This is a genomic window from Selenomonas sp. oral taxon 126 (genome assembly GCF_001683335.1).
Classification (GTDB): Bacteria; Bacillota; Negativicutes; order Selenomonadales; family Selenomonadaceae; genus Centipeda.
Window position 1 is genome coordinate 143,819 of the sequence record NZ_CP016201.1, and the last position, 17,891, is coordinate 161,709.

The 17,891-nt window shown below is 59.7% G+C and carries 5 protein-coding genes; 2 read left to right on the forward strand and 3 right to left on the reverse strand.

Translation table 11 applies throughout. From position 1 onward, the window contains the following. The coding region (locus AXF19_RS00615) for a leukotoxin LktA family filamentous adhesin (protein WP_084784716.1) at nucleotides 1–11,985 on the reverse strand (11,985 nt) is incomplete at its 3' end. A 24-nt stretch (nucleotides 11,986–12,009) separates the two neighbouring features. Then, the gene (locus AXF19_RS00620) at nucleotides 12,010–13,605 is read right to left on the reverse strand and encodes a ShlB/FhaC/HecB family hemolysin secretion/activation protein (RefSeq protein WP_066843675.1); all 1,596 of its coding nucleotides are present in this window, start codon (nucleotides 13,603–13,605) and stop codon (nucleotides 12,010–12,012) included. A gap of 349 nt (nucleotides 13,606–13,954) precedes the next feature. Between AXF19_RS00620 and AXF19_RS00625 the strand changes: the two genes are divergently transcribed. After that, nucleotides 13,955–14,911, forward strand: coding sequence for an AEC family transporter (locus AXF19_RS00625; RefSeq protein WP_066843677.1), 957 nt, complete (start codon nucleotides 13,955–13,957; stop codon nucleotides 14,909–14,911). Nucleotides 14,912–14,926: 15 nt separating this feature from the next. Beyond that, the gene (locus AXF19_RS00630) at nucleotides 14,927–15,880 is read left to right on the forward strand and encodes an AEC family transporter (protein WP_066843680.1); all 954 of its coding nucleotides are present in this window, start codon (nucleotides 14,927–14,929) and stop codon (nucleotides 15,878–15,880) included. Nucleotides 15,881–16,211: 331 nt separating this feature from the next. Here AXF19_RS00630 and AXF19_RS00635 read toward each other — a convergent pair. Further along, the coding region (locus tag AXF19_RS00635) for a methyl-accepting chemotaxis protein (protein ID WP_237141636.1) at nucleotides 16,212–17,891 on the reverse strand (1,680 nt) is incomplete at its 5' end.

The following is a 17,891-nucleotide window of genomic DNA, read 5'->3' on the forward strand; positions in this document are numbered from 1 at the left end:
ATCGGAGAGCGTGACCTTGCCGCCGCCCGCACGGTTCGTGATTGCGCCAAGGCGCAGATCGCGTCCGACGGCAGTGGTGTCAACGCTAACGTCAGACTCACCGCCGCGTGCGAGGATTCTGCCGTTGCCTGTACTCGAGAGCGCCCCCGTGATTGTGATGTTGCCGCCGCCCGTCTCCATCGCCTCGGTGAAGAGATAGCCCTCCTTCGCGTTGTAGTAGACGGCAGGACGGTACGCCCATGCGCCGCGTCCGTCTGCGGCGCTCTGATCCCAGTAGGTCTCAGCCTCCGAGACGAGGAGATGCGTCTCTGTGCGGTTGATGTCGGCCTGGCGGATCTTCTCATTCGCAGCATCCGTGAGCTTCACCTTGTAGGAGGAATAGCCGCTCTGCACGAGTCCGTTGATATTGACATTGCGTGCCGCGATCGAGATGTCCTTGCCCGCAACCCACGAGCCGGCGCCATTCTTCCCCAGTTTCTGATCTCTCAGCCGCTTGATCTCCTCGGTCTGCCATTCCTCAAATCCATGCGTGCCGTCCAGCAGCCAAGCATAGAATGCATCGACACGATCAAACGCCAGTGGGGTGGAGTTGCCGGCCTGTAGTTTATCGGAAACATAGTTCTGCAGCCACTGGGCGAGCCACGAGGGAGCGCTCATCTGCGCGATCGGATCGCCGCCGATGAACGTGGTGCCTGTCGGCGCGGAGTGACTGACGGAGCCAAGCGGCGCTTGGACTGTAATCTGTGCGGCGTTGATGCTGCCTAAGGACCGAATGCTGCTTTTCTCCGTACGGATCGTGACCTTCCCCGGTGTGGAGATCTTCCCATGCAGCTCGATGTCCGCATCCGGCGTCCCTGTCGTCGATTTGATCGAAATGGAGGCATCGGAGGTGTTCTTATCCGTCCGGATGTCCCCTTTGAATTTATCCGCCGTGAGATCTGTCTCACCGAGACGCACCCTGCCGCCCGCATCGGCGATCTGTACGTCCTTCACAATGAGACGGCGATCTGCCGAGGAGTTCACCTCGACTTCAGGCGCCCCCTTTGCCGTGAGACTGCCCGTTCCGCTGACGGTATCCGCCTCGATGTTGACATCGCCGCCCGAGATCGCAAGGTCGGGCAGGACGATCCCGACGGTTGTGCGTGTCGCAAGCGCGATTTTCCGATTCCCTTGAACTTCAAGGTATCCCTCTGCCTCCATCGCAGACTCCAGCTGCCCGATTGCCTTCGTGAGGTTCTTCTCCTCCTGCGACCCCGGTGTCATTTTTCCACGCGCCTGGATGAGCCTGTTGTACTCCTCGAGATACGGATTCTTCAGCGCATATTCCTGATAGCGAATCGTCTTGCTGTCGAACCAGTCGCTTCCCTCCGTCACGTCCGCATGGACCGAGCCGACCAACTGCTCAAAGAACCACTGCCGCTCGGCCGCATCGATCCCGCCCTTGTCCGGATGCGTGAGCAGATAGGCGTCGCGCATCAGGCGCTCCTCGCCCTCTGCATTCGTCTTTTTCGCCAGGGCTTCTTTCTCTGCATCCGACAGTGTGCCAACCCTGTCCATCAACGCTTTGATTGCATCCTGTGACATCCCGTGCGTTTTCTGCGTGATGTTCATTTTGAGTTTGTTGTGGATGCCGGCGGTGACGGAGCCATCCACCTGCACGGTGTTGTGTGCTGTTTCGTTCTTGACCTTCTTGCCGCCCGCTGTTGTGGTGAGCGATCCCTGTCCGCCCTTCCCTGTCCATGTGGTGTACTTTGCCGCGCTCTCATACGCCTGTGTATCGCCCGTCACGGCCGAGAGGTTCGCGTGACGGACGCTCTCGACCTTCGCCCCGCCTGCGACGCTGACCGTATTGGTCTGCGTCATCTCATTTTTAAGCGATGGATCCGTATGCAGGGGAATCCCCGTCCGGTTCGTCACATCGGCGATCAGGGAGAGTTTCAATGCGCCGAGGTCGCGTTCGCCCGTCTGCGGGTCGATGCCGCGCCCTGCGTAGAGGTTCGCATCGCGCGAGCTAAAGAGGCTGCTCTTTTGCCCAACGGTAACTATATTCGAGCGGTCAATCTTGGATGTCAGCGCCGCGCCCGCCGTGCCGGCAAGGCCTCCCTGCGTATCGGCGTTCAGTTCATAGCGGAGCTCGGTATCATCCTTCGCAGCGAGATTGATGCTCGCGTTCGCCTTTGCGGTCGCGAGATTGCTCTCTATGACATCGACGCTGTTCGCATAGGTCACGGCAAGGGCACCCTTCATCATGGTAAATGGAATCACACCCGCAGATTTTACGTTGCCGGTGGTCTTGGAGATGCCCTCTGTGCGGCTCTGTGCGGTGATTCCCGCATAGCCCGTCGTCTTGACACTGCTGTTTTTGAATGTGACCTTTGCCGTCTCCGTCATATCCATGGAGAGTGCGCCCGCACTCAGCGTACCGGCACCGTAGCCGCCCGCCGTATCCTTGTCCGCATGGCTGAAGCGGTTCTTCGCCTCATAGTTTTGTGCGCCTGCGCTCGTGACTGCGGCATTCTCGACGCGGACCTCCGCATTCTGCCGAAGTTTTTTCTCCAGCTTCGTGCCGCTGCCACCGATCACGGCAGCCTGCAGTGCGTTGACATCGTATGTGGTATTGTCATAGGTGGCCGCCTTTGCATCCAGCGCCCCCGTCGTATTCCACGTCCCCGTCAGCTTCGTCTGTGCATGGAGGGTCGTATCGTCCTTCATCCCCGCCGCAAGCGGACTGACCGCAACCAGTCCGCCGCCGTTGCCGTCTGCACTTCCCTTTTTCAGCGCCTCGCTGTACGTCATAAACGCGGCGTTATGAAGTGTGCTGCCATTCGCCGTACCATAGGCTACGGTGTCGCTGCGGAGGATGTTTTTGATCGTGCCGAGGTTTGTCGCCGTGGCAAAGAAGCCACCCGCAGACAGTCCGCGTGCGTCAACATCCTGTGTATGGATGTTTCTGGTGTTGATCTGCAGTTCTCTGCCCCCGTTTGACTGCACCGAGGGGGTAAACAGGTTCGCTGTCTGATAGTGCGTCTTGCTCGAGAGCATGGTCTTGGCATCGCTGTACGCGCCAATCTCCGCCGCACTCGCCTGCACGCCCGCACCCGCTGACGCGCTCAGCGATTTCAGATGCGCCGTTTCCTTCGCGTTCGTCTCGGCAGAGATGGTGACGGTCCTGCCCGAAAGGCTATTCTCCCCATCCGTCCTGCCGTTTTCCGCATCCTCCACGCCAATGAGGATGCGGTTCTGATAGGCGTTTTTCTCCGCGCCAAAGGAGGCGGAGGCATAGGTCGCCGTCGCCGCTGCAAAAATGCTTGCCGAGGCCGCCTTCGTCTCTGCCCGAATATCGGCGCGGTTGTCGGTTTTAAGGAGCAGACGACCTTCCGCACGGAGCTTGTTGCCCTGCGTAAGGTGCATCGTCATACTGCCCGTCTCACGCGCGAGGGCGGCGACACCGTTGCCGGCAAACTGAATGCCGCCCGCTGCCGCCTGTGTAACGGTTTGCAGGGTTGCACTGCCCGCAGTCTTTGCCGCGCGCGTCATGGAGAGCGTCAGATCCCCGTCTGCCGTGAGTGTGCTGCGCTCGGCACGCAGGGTCTGCACGTTGTCATGCACTGCGTTGCCGACGAGGATGTTCCCCGCGACGCCCGTAGAGGCGGCAACGCCGATGATGTCCACCTTGCCCGTGCTCTCATCACGCGTCCTGCCCGTGATCGTCTGTGCCTGCATCTGCGTTCCCCTGAGAACGAGATCGTTCCTGCCGCCCATGTTCAGCTCGCCGTAGGCGGCATTGATCGCAGCCCCTGCGACCGCGCCCTGATAGATCCTTAGCCCCGCAGCGCCGTCCTTGGCAGAGTCGAGCGTAATCGTACGTGCGCGAAGGATACTGTCCTCCGCAACGACCTCTGTGTTCGACCTGTTCCGCACAATGCCGGCAGCACCCGATATCGCCACGCCGCCGGCGGTTGCCTGGATGGTGTCCTGACGGATATTGTCGGTGCTTTGTGCGCTGATATTGAGTCTGCCCGCGCGCGTTTTTCTGCCGGCGCGATCGGAGGTCGCAACGAGGATATCCGACTGCTCCGCGCGTGCGGAGGTCTTTGCCTCTGTGCTCGGCGCGGTCTTTTCCGCGAGCATCTGCGTGCTTTCCGTATCATTGGACGAAAGATAGGACAGCCCGAGCTTGGAACGATCTGCCGCCTCACCGCGCTGCTCATCCACCTTGTCCGTATGCGTCTTGACATCGGCGTTCTTCTTGTCCTTGCTGTTCGAGCCCTCCTCCATCGTGTAGGAGTTCTGCATATTCGCGCCGACGTTTGTCACCATGATATTGAGGCCTGCGGCGCCAATCCCCGCCGCGCCGTTGGTCGCAAGCTGTGTGATGGTCTTTTTATCATGCGCCGTAATGTCTGCCGCCTCGCGTGCGTAGAGATGGCTCCCCTTTACAACGCTCTCGACGGTCGCCTTGAAGTTGTTGACGGAGACGCCGACGCTCGCACCCACGCCGCCTCCTGAAACTGTCCCGCTCTTTTGGTCAAAGTGGACATCATTCTCTGCGGCGACGGTAATCTTCTTTGCCGCATTATCCTTTGTGGGGTCTTCATCTGCGTGTCCGAGCGTGCTGTTTTTGACCGCCGCCTTGACGGTGTTTTTCACATCGCCGCCGCTGATGCTCGCCCCCACGCCGGCGCTCACACCGCCGGCGACGCTGTATACGTAGTTGTTCAGATGCTCCGTATTCTTCGCACGGACGAGAGTCTCACCCTGATCGTCACGGTAGACGACCGTCGTTTCCGCAATATCTGCCTCGGTTGTGCTCCGATCGAGGAGGGTCGCCGTACCGACACCGACACCGACGCCGAGTCCTGCGGCACCGCCGGTCAAGGCGAGTGCATTCAGTTTCGCCTCGTTATCCGAGGTGACGGAAAGACCGCTCACGTTCACCTTGCTGTTCATGAGTGCGGCGCGTGTCTTCTGCTCCATGCGCACAAAATTATTCGAGTTCGCGACACTAAGTTCGTCAGCGAAGCTAAAGCCCGCCGTGAGCGCGGCGATGCCCTGCGCGGAGCGTGCCGCGATGGCGGCGTTCTTTGCCGTGATGATGCTGCGTACTGCCTCTGCCTCAGTCGTGCGATTGATCAGATTGATGCTGGAGCCGGTACCGACTGCAGCGCCCTCTCCTGCGACGGAGATGGTACCGACGAGTGCGCCGCTGTTTGTTGCGTCGTCCGCACGCACGGATACGTCCGCCCCGTCAGCCTTTGCTGTCGCGTTCACAATCCGCGCTGTGGTCGAGCCGCCGACGACGTTCGTATTGACTGTTCCGGCCACCGACGCGCCCACCCCTGCACCGCCGCCATTGGCAATGAAGGAGTTCGCCGTGTGTGTCGCCGAGGCGGAGACGGCGATGCCGCGATACGCATTTTCTTTGCGTCCCGCCGCCAGACCGTCCAGACCTGTGAGTGTGCCGACGGTCAGAGGCGCGTTGTAGAGTTTGTCATGATCCAGACCGTCCTTGACCGTGGTCGCTGCGTCCGTATTCTTCGCATGGGAAATAACCTCAGTGCCACTGCCTGAGATCTCTGCACCTGTATGCGATCCGATGATATTCGTGCTGACCGAAAGACCGACAGCGGCGCCCTGACCCGACGCAGTAATCTGCCCGGAGTAGTTCTGTATACGGTCGTCGCTCTTTGCCGTGACGACGGCGTTCTTCTCTGCCGTCACCTTTGCGCCTCCCGCGATCTTCGCCTTGGTATTTCCCGTCAGTTTGTTGACGGCGACCGAGCCGGACACAGCACCGCCATTTCCTGCCCCTGCAACGCCCATGCCGATGTTGAGGAGATCCAGATTGCTCGCCGCATTCGTGAGGACGTTCGCCGCGTGTATCTTCCCTCCGCTGATCGTGGCGATGGTGTCGGCCTTGAGGAGATTGACGGCAACGCCCGCACCGACGGCAACGCCATTTCCTGCGCCCGTTCCGACGATGGCGAATGTCCGCCCGGTCAGTTTGCCATCCGCCGTGACACTGACATCGCCGGCGGGCTTATCCGCCGCCTCTGCCTTGATGTCGGCACTGGCAATCTCTGCCGTTGTGTTCTGCTTGACGTTCGCAACGGCGACCGCCCCTGCAAACGCAGCAGAACCGCCCGAGGCAGCGATGTTGAGCGCGACGGTGTTCAGCTCGCCTTGATTGACGGCGTTCACTTTCGTTATTCCGCCCTCTGCAAGACCGATGTTCGCCCCGCTGATGCGTGCGCTATTCTTCTGTTCCTGCAGTCCGTTGTAGGCGATGGAGCCGCCCACCGCGCCGCCCTGCGTAGAGGCGGCTATTCCGCCGACGGCGGCATCCTGCCGCGTCTTGTCGAGCGTTGCCACGGTGACGGATTTTGCCCCGCTGATCTCAGCTTCGTCCTTCTGCTCGTTCTCCTTCTCATGCTCTGTGATCTCTGCGCGGGTGTCGTTCTTTCCCACGTTGACGGAGACGCCACCGCTGATCGCCGCGTTCGGCCCTGCCGCAACGCCTGCCGTCAGTGCCTCGATGCCGCCGATGTTCTGCGCGTTGAGGTTTACGATGCCGTCCTGCGAGAGTGCCAGCTTGCCGCCGCGCAGCGCCGCCGTCGTATTATTGTTCAGCACGTTGACGGCGGCGGCAAGCCCTGCCGCAACGCCGCTGCCGCCCGCAGAGACGCTGACCTGCCCCGCGACGTTGACGAGGAGGGTCTTGGTGATTGCGTTCGCGTTCACCTTCTGTGCCTTGATGGTGCTGTCCTCAACGAGTGCAGATGTGTTGTTCTTCGTGACGATGACGGAGGCAGAGCCGGCGACCGCCGTGCTGCCGCTGCCCGCCGCACCGACCGCGACGTTGACGGCGCGGGTGTCGGCGACGCTCTCGACGGCAAGCCCGTCTGCGCCCTTGATGTCCAGATCGCTGCCCTTTACCCCTGCGGTAAAGTCATTTTCAATCACGCCGACACCGACGCCAAGCCCCGCAGCCGTCTGCGTACCGCCGCCCACCGCAGCGGCGATGCTTGCCGCCGCCGTGACGATGGTGCTGCCGCGGCTCTCCGTCAGATCGCCATTCTTATCGACCGCCAGAGAGCTGTTGCTCTTGCCCTTTGCAAAATCCTTTTGATAGCCGTCCCCCGAGGCGGCAACGCCGCGCTTCTCAAGGTAGTCCTTGTATTCGCTCGCCGCGTGTTTGTCATCCGCGCGGACGCTTGCGCTGTCTGCTGTCAGTGTGACGTTCGTGAGCTGCGCCGCCGTCTTGTTCGCGAAGTTGTTGATGGCGAAGCTGCCCGTCAGCGCCGTCGAGCTGCCGGAGCCGGACGCAGCGCCCACGCCGATCGCTGCGCCGATCTGGGTCATGCCGGAGACGGCCTCGTTCGTCAGTGTCCCGACGTTACGCAACGCCCCCGTGTTGCGCTGCGTCTGCGTGATCTCCGCACACACATCGTTCTTGAGGTTGGACACGGCGACGACTGCGCCCACCGTGTTTGCACTCTGACTGCCCGCAGTGACACCGGCACTCGCACCGCCCGATACCTGCGTATTCGAGCTGACGGCGCGATTGGAGATATTCGTTTTCTGCGCGTCCGTAAGCGCACTGCCGTCCGTGTTTGCATTGACGAAATTATCCCGCATCCGCGCCGCCGTGACGGAGCCACCCTCGTTATAGGTGAAGGAGAGCGGTACAGAAACGCCCGTACCCGATCCCGCGCCTTTGACGGCGGTAAGTCCGAGTGCTGCGGCAGCGGTCGCGCCTTTTTGCACAGCAGCGTTTTCGATGCTGCTCGCACCGATGATGTTATTCTGCGCCATGTACGCAAGAACGTCGCGGTGCTTCACGGTATTGATGCCAAGCGCACCCGCGAGTCCGGCGTTCGCCTTGCTCTTAGAGCCGCTCTGCCATGTGACCGCCATCGCGCCGCTCCACGCGCCCGTAAAGGAGGAGTCCACTGCGCTGACGGTGAGGTTCTTCGTTCCCGTCGCCGCAGCCGCTTTTTTCAGCGTCACGTTCGCGCCGATCATCTCTGCCGCCGTGGTCGCCTTGCTGATGTTGACGGCAGCGCTGCCCGCCGCGCTAAAGGCAAAGGGGCTCCCCTCTGTACCCGTGCCGCCGGCCTTTCCTGTGCCGACGCCATTGATCGCCGATCCGGCGCCATCCGTCTTGGTTTTTTCGGGCATTCCGTCCTTTGTATCCGTCTGCGCTTTTGCGATGTCCTTGTCGGCAGACTTGAACAGTTTGCTGACTTCACCCTTTACGTTGTCCAGCTTCGTGCCGAGCAATTCTTTCAGTCCGCCGCCCGATGTGCTCCCCTGCGCACCACCGGCAGCACCGCCCTGCTGTTCGCTCTTGGATAGCCCCCCTGCTGCAGCGACAGCGTTGACGATGCCCTTCTGCGCTGCCTTGACATCGAGGTTCTGCGCCTCTATCGCGCCCGTCTCTTTCTTTGCCACCGTGCCAAAAGCCTGTGCACTCTGCGTTACGCCTGCAGCGGTCAGCTCATCTGCCACGCGTTTCTGTGCGCGGCGGACGTTCTGCGCGGTGCGCTGTTCTGCTGTCTCGTCCCCCGTCTGCGCGGCGTCCATATCGTTATCCGCAACGGCAGCAATACTCGTCTGCCCGACGTTGTTCACGGCGACGGACACACCAACCGCCCCTGCCGTACCGAGTACGGCAGAGCCTGCAATGTTCGTGACATTCGTCGTATTCGTCGCTGTGATTTTTGCCGCCTCATCCGCCGTGATCTTCGCCTCGTCATCGACGGAGGTCACGGCCTCGGATGTGCCGCCGACATAGTTCACCATGCCCTGCAGGGCGAGCTTTCCACCCTCGCCGCCGCCGATGGCGAGGTGGATGCCGTCATGCTTGTTCACGGCCGTGAGTGTGACATTTTTCCCCTTGATTCGTGCTCCCTCGGCGACAATCGTATGGGCTGCCGTCGTTCCCGTGACAACGGAGACATTGCCGCCGAGTGCGACATCCGCACCTTTCTGCCATGCAGGCGCACCCGCAAGGCTGACCATGTGCTTCGTACTGGTTGCGCCGATCTCGGACGCTTCCTCCGCCGTGACGGTGGTGTTCTTTCCGATGAGGACGGCGGCACTGTTGTTCACCGAGGCGACATTAACCCCCGCCGCGCCTGCGAGCTTTTTCAGCTTCTCCTCCGGCGACTCGCCCGCCTTGCCCGCGAACTTTGCCGAGGCTTGGAAGGTCATGTAGTTCGTCGGATCGGCGAACGCCTGCACGTTCTCGGCTACAGTCAGCGCGCCCAAGAGGATCTTTTTGATCTGCGCCGCCAGTCCTGCGTCGTTTTCCCCTGCCTCGGTGATGAACTGCTTCATCTTATGTATCGCCTCGGCAAGTTCTTTCGCCGCTGCAAGTCCTTCCTTCGATACGATGTAGCCGGGATTGTCTTTGCAGGCATCGCGATACGCTTTCGCCTTATCGTAGACATCTGTTATGGCCTCGGTCGAGAGTCCTTTGCCCATGCAGAGTGTTTTCAGTTCCGTGCAGCTTTCCAGCAGCTCGTCGGTCATCTCCCGCACGTTCGTATAGCGGAAATGGGCATCTGCCGCGATTTGGACGTTCTTCCCCGTAATCGCCGGCGCCTCGGTGGTGCCACCCTCCTCTGACGAAAGTGTCGCGACGTGCGCCGTATTCTTGATGCTTGCAACGTTGACGGCAACGCTGCCCATGCCCGTCTTGTCTGCATTCGCACCCGCATTCGCGGTCGTGGGATTGCCGTTTTCGTCGAGATGCGCCTCCGTCTCGGTGGTCGCATTAACCGCACTCTGCGCCTGTACGCGCGTGCCGCTAATGGTGCTCTCCGCCGTGATACGTGCGAGATTCTCCGCCGTAACACGTGCCTTTGGCGCAAGAATGACATCCGCCGTCTGCGTCTCGTTGAGGATATTCACCGCACCACCAAGAGCCAACCGCTCTCCGAGCTTGTCCAGTGCCGAAGGCGCTTTGCCGCCCTCCTCCTTTATGCCACTCTCTTCTTCTGTCTCACTGATGTGACTTTTGATGAGGTTTGCCAGATCCCCCATCGTGTTCGCATCCTCGATCTCGCCTTTCAGTTTTTCAAGCCGGCTGTCCTCTTCCGCAACAGCGGTGGTCGCAAGCACGCGGTTCTTGGTCGTCTCATTCACGGCACTGACGGATACGTTTTCTCCCTTGACCGTTCCGCGTACCTGTGTGCGTGCCTCACTCGTCTGCTTCGTCACGTTGACGGCGACGTTCAGCAGAGAGTTCTCCTCGCCGTTGGCACTCGCGGATGTCTCAATCGCATTCTCCGCCGCCGCACGGACATTCGCATCCTTCTTCGCTGTGATCTGGGCACCCTCACCGACCGTCACGTGTGCCGCATTCGAGCCACGCGCAATCAGCGCAGCAAGGTTCACCAGCTGCGTTGTACCCGCACCCGCATTCGTTTCCTCGGTCGCCGCATTGGCAGCGGCCTGCAGCGTCTCCGTTGACTGTGCCGCGACATCTACGCCGCCCGTCGTCGCCTCAAGTTTGCCGTCCACGGTCACATCTGCCGCACTCTGCGCCCGTACATAGGCGACGGCCATCGCGGGGATCTTGTTGGTCGTGCTGCCGGATTCGATTTTCTTGCTCTCTGCCGTGGTCGCGCCCGCATCCACCGCAGACTCCGAATTTGCTGCAACGGTAAGCGCGTGCTGCGCGACAACAGTCTTGCCGTTCTCTGTCTTTGTTTCATCCGCGCCCTTTGCTGTGAGGACGGCATCCGCGCCGATCTTTGCCTTCGCCTCGCTGTGCATGACGGCGTAGGCGGGAGAAATATTGGGACCGCTCGCGGATGTCCCACTCTTCTCGACCAGTTTGTTCAAATCGAAAGGACTTCCGGATTTCTCCAATGCCGTTTCCTTGGAAAAGATATTCTTCGCTTCTGCCGTGACGGAAAGCCGGCCGTCTGCCGTAACCTTGCCGTTCACCGTGGCATGCGCCGTGGCCTTGACGATCTGACCGAGGAGCTTCGCGGATGTATTCGAGGACGTGTCGCCAAAAGCCTTGTTCTCATCTGCCGCATGCTCGGCATACGAAGACAGGGTGATGTTCTGATCCCCCGTGATTGTCGCAGCCTTGCCGACGGTCAGTTCCGCCTTGATCTCGTTTTTGCTGCCGCTGCCGAGATTCGTATGCTTTGCAACGTCGTTCGATGTGCTGTTGAGCTGATTTGCCGCCGCCTGGAGCACGATGTCACCCTTTGTGCCCGTCGTCGCGGTCAGCGTTCCAAGTCCCGCACTCACACTGCCGATATTGACGAGATCCGTAAAATCCAGATCCGCCTTGCTCTGAAGAGCCGCCGCAGCATCAGGCGCAGATCCAACCGTAATCGCGGGCGCACGCAGATGGATTCCACTCTGCGTGTTCAGCTTGCCGTCGATGACGATGGATCCGTCCGCATTCAGTGGAATCGCGCCCGCCTTGAGCGCATCCATATCACTTGCGCTGATCTTTGCCTGCCCGTTGTCCAGATGTTGGTCGAACCACTCCACACTCGGGGTGAGCGCCGTAATGCTGCCCGCGTTGATGACGCCCGTCCTGCCGACCGCCATGCCGCTCTTGGACAGGAAGAATACATCGCCGCCGATCGTATTTGCATTCTTCAGGACGTTGACCGTGCCGCGTATGTCGATGCGATCATTCACAAGGTTGACGAGCTTGTTCGCCGTGGCCGAGCTATTATAGAGGCGCAGATTTGCAATATTGTTCTGATTGAGGGTAAAGTGGGAAAAGGCGTTGGTCGCTATATCCCCCTCGATCTTATCCGGCACAACCGTCCAGACATTGCCGCTCGTCGTGATCGTCCCCGCATTCGCTGTGTCCGCCTTCTGAATATTCGTCTCTCCGTCCGCATGTGCGGTTGCCATCCAACCGGTCATGCCGCCCGTCATTGCGACGATCGCCATGCTCAGGCGCAACGCCTGTTTCTTTGCGAGTTTCCGATAGCTGCTCATGATAGCGCTTCCTTTCGTCCTTGATTACAACGTCGCGTTCAGGCTGAAATGAAGCCGGACGCCCTTATGTTTCACATCATTGAGTTCCTTGCGCAGGGGGAATCCGACGGTGAGCTGTGCGTAGACGGGCTCGCTCGCCGCCGTCCGTATGCCGACGCCCCATGCGGACAGGATATGATCGTCAAACGCGCTGTCCCCGTAGACCGCGCCAAAGTCATAGAAGATGCTCCCGTACGCGGCGCTGCGCGGCAGCATGGGAAAGGCGTACTCGATGCTCGCCGCATAGCCGCTGTCCCCGCCCATGAGGGACTCCTCGTAGCCGCGTACCGTCTGCGCACCGCCGATGTAGAACCGTTCCGCGCTCGGCAGGTAGTTGGCAAAACCGATCTGCCCATCCAGCCGCGCCGTGAGGAGCTGATTGCCGTGCGTGCGCGTCTGGTAGAATACGTTCCCCTGATACATACTGAACCGCGTCTCCTCATGGGCAATGTTCTCACTCGCCCCCGCGCGTATGCCGTTCGTCAGGAGGAGTGCGGATTTGCGCCCGTAGAGTGTCTGCGTCAGGGAGATGTTGTAGCCGTTCGTCGTATCGTCAATCCAGTGATTGCCCGCAAAATCCGTCTGTGCGTGTGTGTATCCATAGCCCGCATACAGTTCCGTCTTGCGCGTGCGCGTGACATAGAGCGGGATGTTGAACCCGAGGTTCACCCCCATTGAATGCCCGCGCACGCGCAGGGGTTCGAGCACCCCCTTGACAATGTGCGTAGCATTTGCAGAGTAGCCGATGCGCAGAGTCGAGCCGTCACGTCCGAGCGGCACCTGATAGTTGCCGAGGAAGGAGCGCATCCCACGCGCGTCGAGTGTCATGAGGGTCAGGCGGTCACGGCTTTTCGATAGACTCCGATTCGTATAGATGAGCCCTGCACGCTCGCGTCCTGTTGAGACACTCCCCATATTGTCCGCATAGAGGGCAATCGTCTCGTTGCGCGGCTCGGCAATCTCCAGAACATAGTCCGTCGTCCCTGCCTCCGCCCCCGCCGCCATGCGTACGCGCAGCGGAGCATCGAAGCACGCGTTAAAGCGCAGCAGCCTGCGGTTCAGCGCGTTGAAGTCAGGGATCTCGCCGCGTCGGATGTCGAGGCGATATTCGAGAAAGGACTGCGCCGTGTGGCGGTTGCCCTCAACCGTTACCTTGCCTGTGCGCCCCTCGATCAGCGTGATGTGCACGATCCCACCGCGTATCGTCTGCGGTGCGAGTACGGCACGGCAGGTCAGCCGCCCGCGCGTCTCGTAGGCTGCGTTGATCTTCGCGACGAGGTCGTAGAGATCACTGACGGTGACCTCCTTTTCGAGAAGGTCTGCGGCAAAGGTATCCAGCTCCTGCCCAGTGAAGATTGCACTCGGATCAAAGGTCACGCCGTGCAGAACAAACTTCAGTCCGCCCTGCTCCTCCACAGGTGTGACGGGCTGTGCATCCAGCCCCTCCTGTCCGCCGGAGGCAAGCGTCTCCTGCTGCTGGCGCCGCTGCTGCTCACGCCGCAGACGACTCAGCTCCGCGCCCGCATCCTGTCCCGCAATCACATTTGCATCGGGCGGTGCTGCAAGCGCCTGTGGCATCATGGCAAACAGACAGGAACATGTCCCAAGTCCTATCATGAGGCCGAATCGTCGAAAACGTCTTTCCTGCTTTCCCACGGTCATTTCCTTCCTTGTGAACTTTTTACAGTCACTCTTTTTCTGAAGTTTCTATGACTTCTTTCCCACAAAACATACGATTACTCTATTTTATTTTACTATACCAATTTCAAAATGATCACTCAATAGATTTGCAGAAAGTGACAACATCTTACAGGAAAGTGATGTAGTATCGCATAAAATGAGATTCATTTTGCTTCTGGTTTACAATACGTACGACTTGTGCTAGGATGAACGCATCTCGATCTATTCTCTGCAATGTTGGGAGCGTCTTATGGACGAAATCAATGCACGTCTCGTCTATCTCTTCACCGATCTGATCCTGCCGCTCATCGTCGGCTATCTGCTCTATCAGCGGCATCTGCTCTCGGATGCGGCGGTCAATCGGCTCATCCGCATCAATGTCATCGTCTTCTTCACGCTGCTCTCGCTGTTCAGTTTCTGGGCACTGCCGCTCACGCGCGATCTCCTGATGCTGCCCGCGTTCTTTGCGTTCATCATCCTATTTCCGGGCTTCATCAGCTGGCGTTTTCTCGGGCGGCGCTTCCACAGTCCCATTGACCGCGGCACGCATCTCGTCTCTGCGCTGCTCTCGAACATCGGCACGCTTGGCGGAATCTGCGCCTATATCATCTACGGAGAGCGCGGCTTTGCCTATGCGCAGATCGGCGGCGCCTGTCAGAATCTCGTGCTCGTCCTGCTCGCATTCCCGATTGCCCAGTACTTCTATCTGCTTCACAAGGCACATGGGCGTGCGCCGCGTCTCGAGGGACGCAGTTTCCTCGGCCTGCTCGTCTCGTGGAATCAGCTCAGCATCCTCGGCATGGCGGCAGGACTCCTGCTGAATGCCTCGGGGGTCACGCGCCCACCCGTACTTGCAGAGGCGTTCTCGTATATCATCCACATCTCTGCGTGGTTCGCCATGCTGCCCGTCGGCTCGCTCATCAATTTCCGCCGCGCCCGTCACTTCGTCTATCTGACGCTCGACATGATTGCGCTGCGCTTCCTCGTCGTTCCTCTCGCCACCTTCGCCGCCGCACGCCTCCTCATCAGCGACCCGATCGTGCAGAACGCGCTCGTTATCTTTGCGAGCGTCCCCGCCGCGATCAACGCCACGCTCACTGCACGGCTCTACCGTCTGAACGTCGACTATACGATTGCCGTCTTCCTCGTGACGACAGTGCTCTATCTCACCGTGCTTTTCCCCGTGACATTTTTCCTATTTCGATAGAAAGAAGCGTTTCTCTTGGACAGTTCGGATTTCCGCATCATCTACCTCTTTACCGACCTCCTCGCGCCGCTCATCGTCGGCTATCTGCTCTATCGGCACGGCAAGATCTCCGACGCCCTCATCAGCCGCATCCTGCGCCTGAACGTCATCATCATCTACACCGTGCTCGCCCTCATGAGCTGCTGGACGCTCCCGATCTCGTGGGATCTCGCACTCATCCCGATCTACGGCATCCTCATCGTCCTCTTTCCGGGACTCGTCGGCTGGGCATTCTTCATCCGCAAATATCGGAGTCCCCTCGATCGCGGCGCGTATCTTGCAAACGCCATGATGTCCAACATCACCACGCTCGGCGGCGTCTGCGCCTTCATCCTCTACGGTGAGCAGGGCTTTGCCTACGCGCAGATCATGGGCATCTTTCAGACACTGATGCTTGTCCTCGCCATCTTCCCGATGGCGCAGTATTACTATTTGCAGCACAAAAATCACGGGCGCGGCGGCAGGATTCACATGCGCTTCCTCGATATCTTCCTCTCGTGGAATCAGCTCAGCATCCTCGGCATGGCAGCGGGTCTCGCACTCAATGCGGCGGGCATCGAACGCCCGCCCGCAGTCGGTACGGCATTCGAGGGGCTCATCCACTTCGGCGCGTGGTTCGGCATGCTGCCCGTCGGCGCACTCGTCAACCTACACCGCGCACGCCGCTATGCACCGTATACACTCGACCTCTTTGCCCTGCGCTTCCTCATCCTGCCCGCCTTCATGATGGCGATCAGCTATCCCTTCGTCCGCGATCCCGTTCTCCTCGGCGCAATCCTCGTATTCTCCGTCACGCCGGGCGCAATCAACTCCGTCACGGCGGCGAAACTCTATCACCTCAACGTCGACTACACCATCTCCGGCTTCCTCACCACGAGTATTGCGTTCTTCTTCATTGTGTATCCTGCACTGTTCTTCCTGCTGCGATAGCCTGTACGCATCTTGCTCTTTGTCATATGTTACGGGAAATCGGAAACAGCGGCGTGCAATGCTCCTAAGCAAACCCTAGTGGAGCAAGCGGAGAATAGCGTTCGACTCGCCCCCTGCGGATTTCTTTCGTTCAAGCGTAGCGCGTTTAAGAAGTCCGCAGGTATTTAGGCGAACGAGAACGCGACCGCTTGCGTAACTAAGCGTTTGCGTGGAGCAAGCACGGTGTCATTCCGTAACATTTCATAACCCCCGCATTTTATTCCATGCAGAAAGCCCTGCCGCGCGTTTGCGGCAGGGCTTTTTGCATCACATATTCAATTTAACCAAGCGGTCAGACGCGGAAGCGCTCGATCTCGTTCTGCAGATCCGTTGCGATCTGGGCAAGGCTCTCACTCGCCTCGGCGATGTCCGCAAGCGCCTGTGTCTGCGTATCGACCGATGCCTCTGCCTCGTCCGTCGTCACATCGTTCTCGTTCGCCATATCCATCAGCTTACGGCTGAGGTCAGCAATCGACTTGTTCTTCTCCGTCAGCTTTTCGGAGGAGGCGTTGAGCTTCGTCACAACGCTGTTCGCCCCCTGTACCGCCTCGGCGATCATGTCAAAGCGGCGCTGTGTGCGTCCGAGGTTGACATTGCTCTCCTCGACCAGCTTCTTGGAGACCTCCATCGTATCGACCGCCTGCTGGGACTTCGTCTTGAGTTCGCCGATGATGCCGCTGATCTCATCCGTAAAGCCGCGCGACTGCTCGGCGAGCTTGCGGATCTCCTCGGCGACAACGGCGAAGCCGCGTCCCGCCTCACCCGCACGCGCCGCCTCAATGGCAGCGTTGAGCGCAAGTAGGTTCGTCTGCTCGGAGATGGACTGGATCATTGCGCTCGCCTCTTCAATGCGCTCTGCGCTCTGGTTCGTCTCCTCGACCACGCGCGAGACCTCCTGTGTAGCATCCGCAGTCTCGGCGGACTTCTTCATGAGGTCGGCGAGAATCTCCGCGCCCTCGGTCTGGCGCTTGCGGATGTTCTCCGTCGCCGCATTCATCTCTTCCATGACCTTGCGGTTATCGTCGAGCATATGGAGAATCTCATCCGTATGGTCAACCGTATTCTGCGTATCCTTTACCTGCACGCGTGCGCTTTCGGCAATGTCGTGGATGCCGTTCCTGACCTGCTCAGCGGAATGCGCCGTGTTCTGCGCCGTCGCCGTCAGCTCCTCACTCGTCGCAGCGACGGACTGGGATGCACCGTTGATCTTGCCGATGATCTCGCGCAGGCTGTTTGCCATGCGGGCGAGAGAGCCGACCATCGAGCCGATCTCGTCCGTACGATACTGATGCGCACGCACCTTTGCACCCTTCTCCGGATCCATATCGAGATTGGCAAAGCGCGCAAGCGTATCGGACACATCGCCAATGGGCACGACCAGACGGCGCTGGACGAAGAGCCCGAGCGCAATGACGAGTGCAATGGTACAGATGACCGCCAGCACGACGGAGAAGATCACCATATCGCGCGCAGGCCCGACGAAATTCGATTTATCCGTAACGGAGAAAATCGACCATGTGGAGTCCGTTCCCGGGAAATGCAACGAGTGGAAGATATATACGGAGTCCTCTCCTGTCGTCGCCGACACGCGCGTCGCGCTGTAAAGACCGTCCGTAAAGACCTCGCGGCGCTCCTCATCCGAGGACTTCATGATGTCGAACGCATTCTTCATCACGGCACCTGCATCTAGGCCGTGCGCGATCAGATCCCCCTCATTATCCATCACTGCGTAGATGTTCTGCGGCGTACTGATCTGTTCAAAGTCCTTCTGAATCTGCGTCACATCGAAATCAAGTGAGATTGCACCGATAAAGCGCCCATTGTCGATGATCGGCATACCGACGGAGACGAGCAGACTCTTCTGTCCGCCGACCTCGTCATAGTACGCCTCCGAGAGCACGCGTTTCGACGTAGACTTCGGCTTCTGATACCATGTCGCTGTCTCGTAGCCCGTCGTCGGCTCGAACTCCAG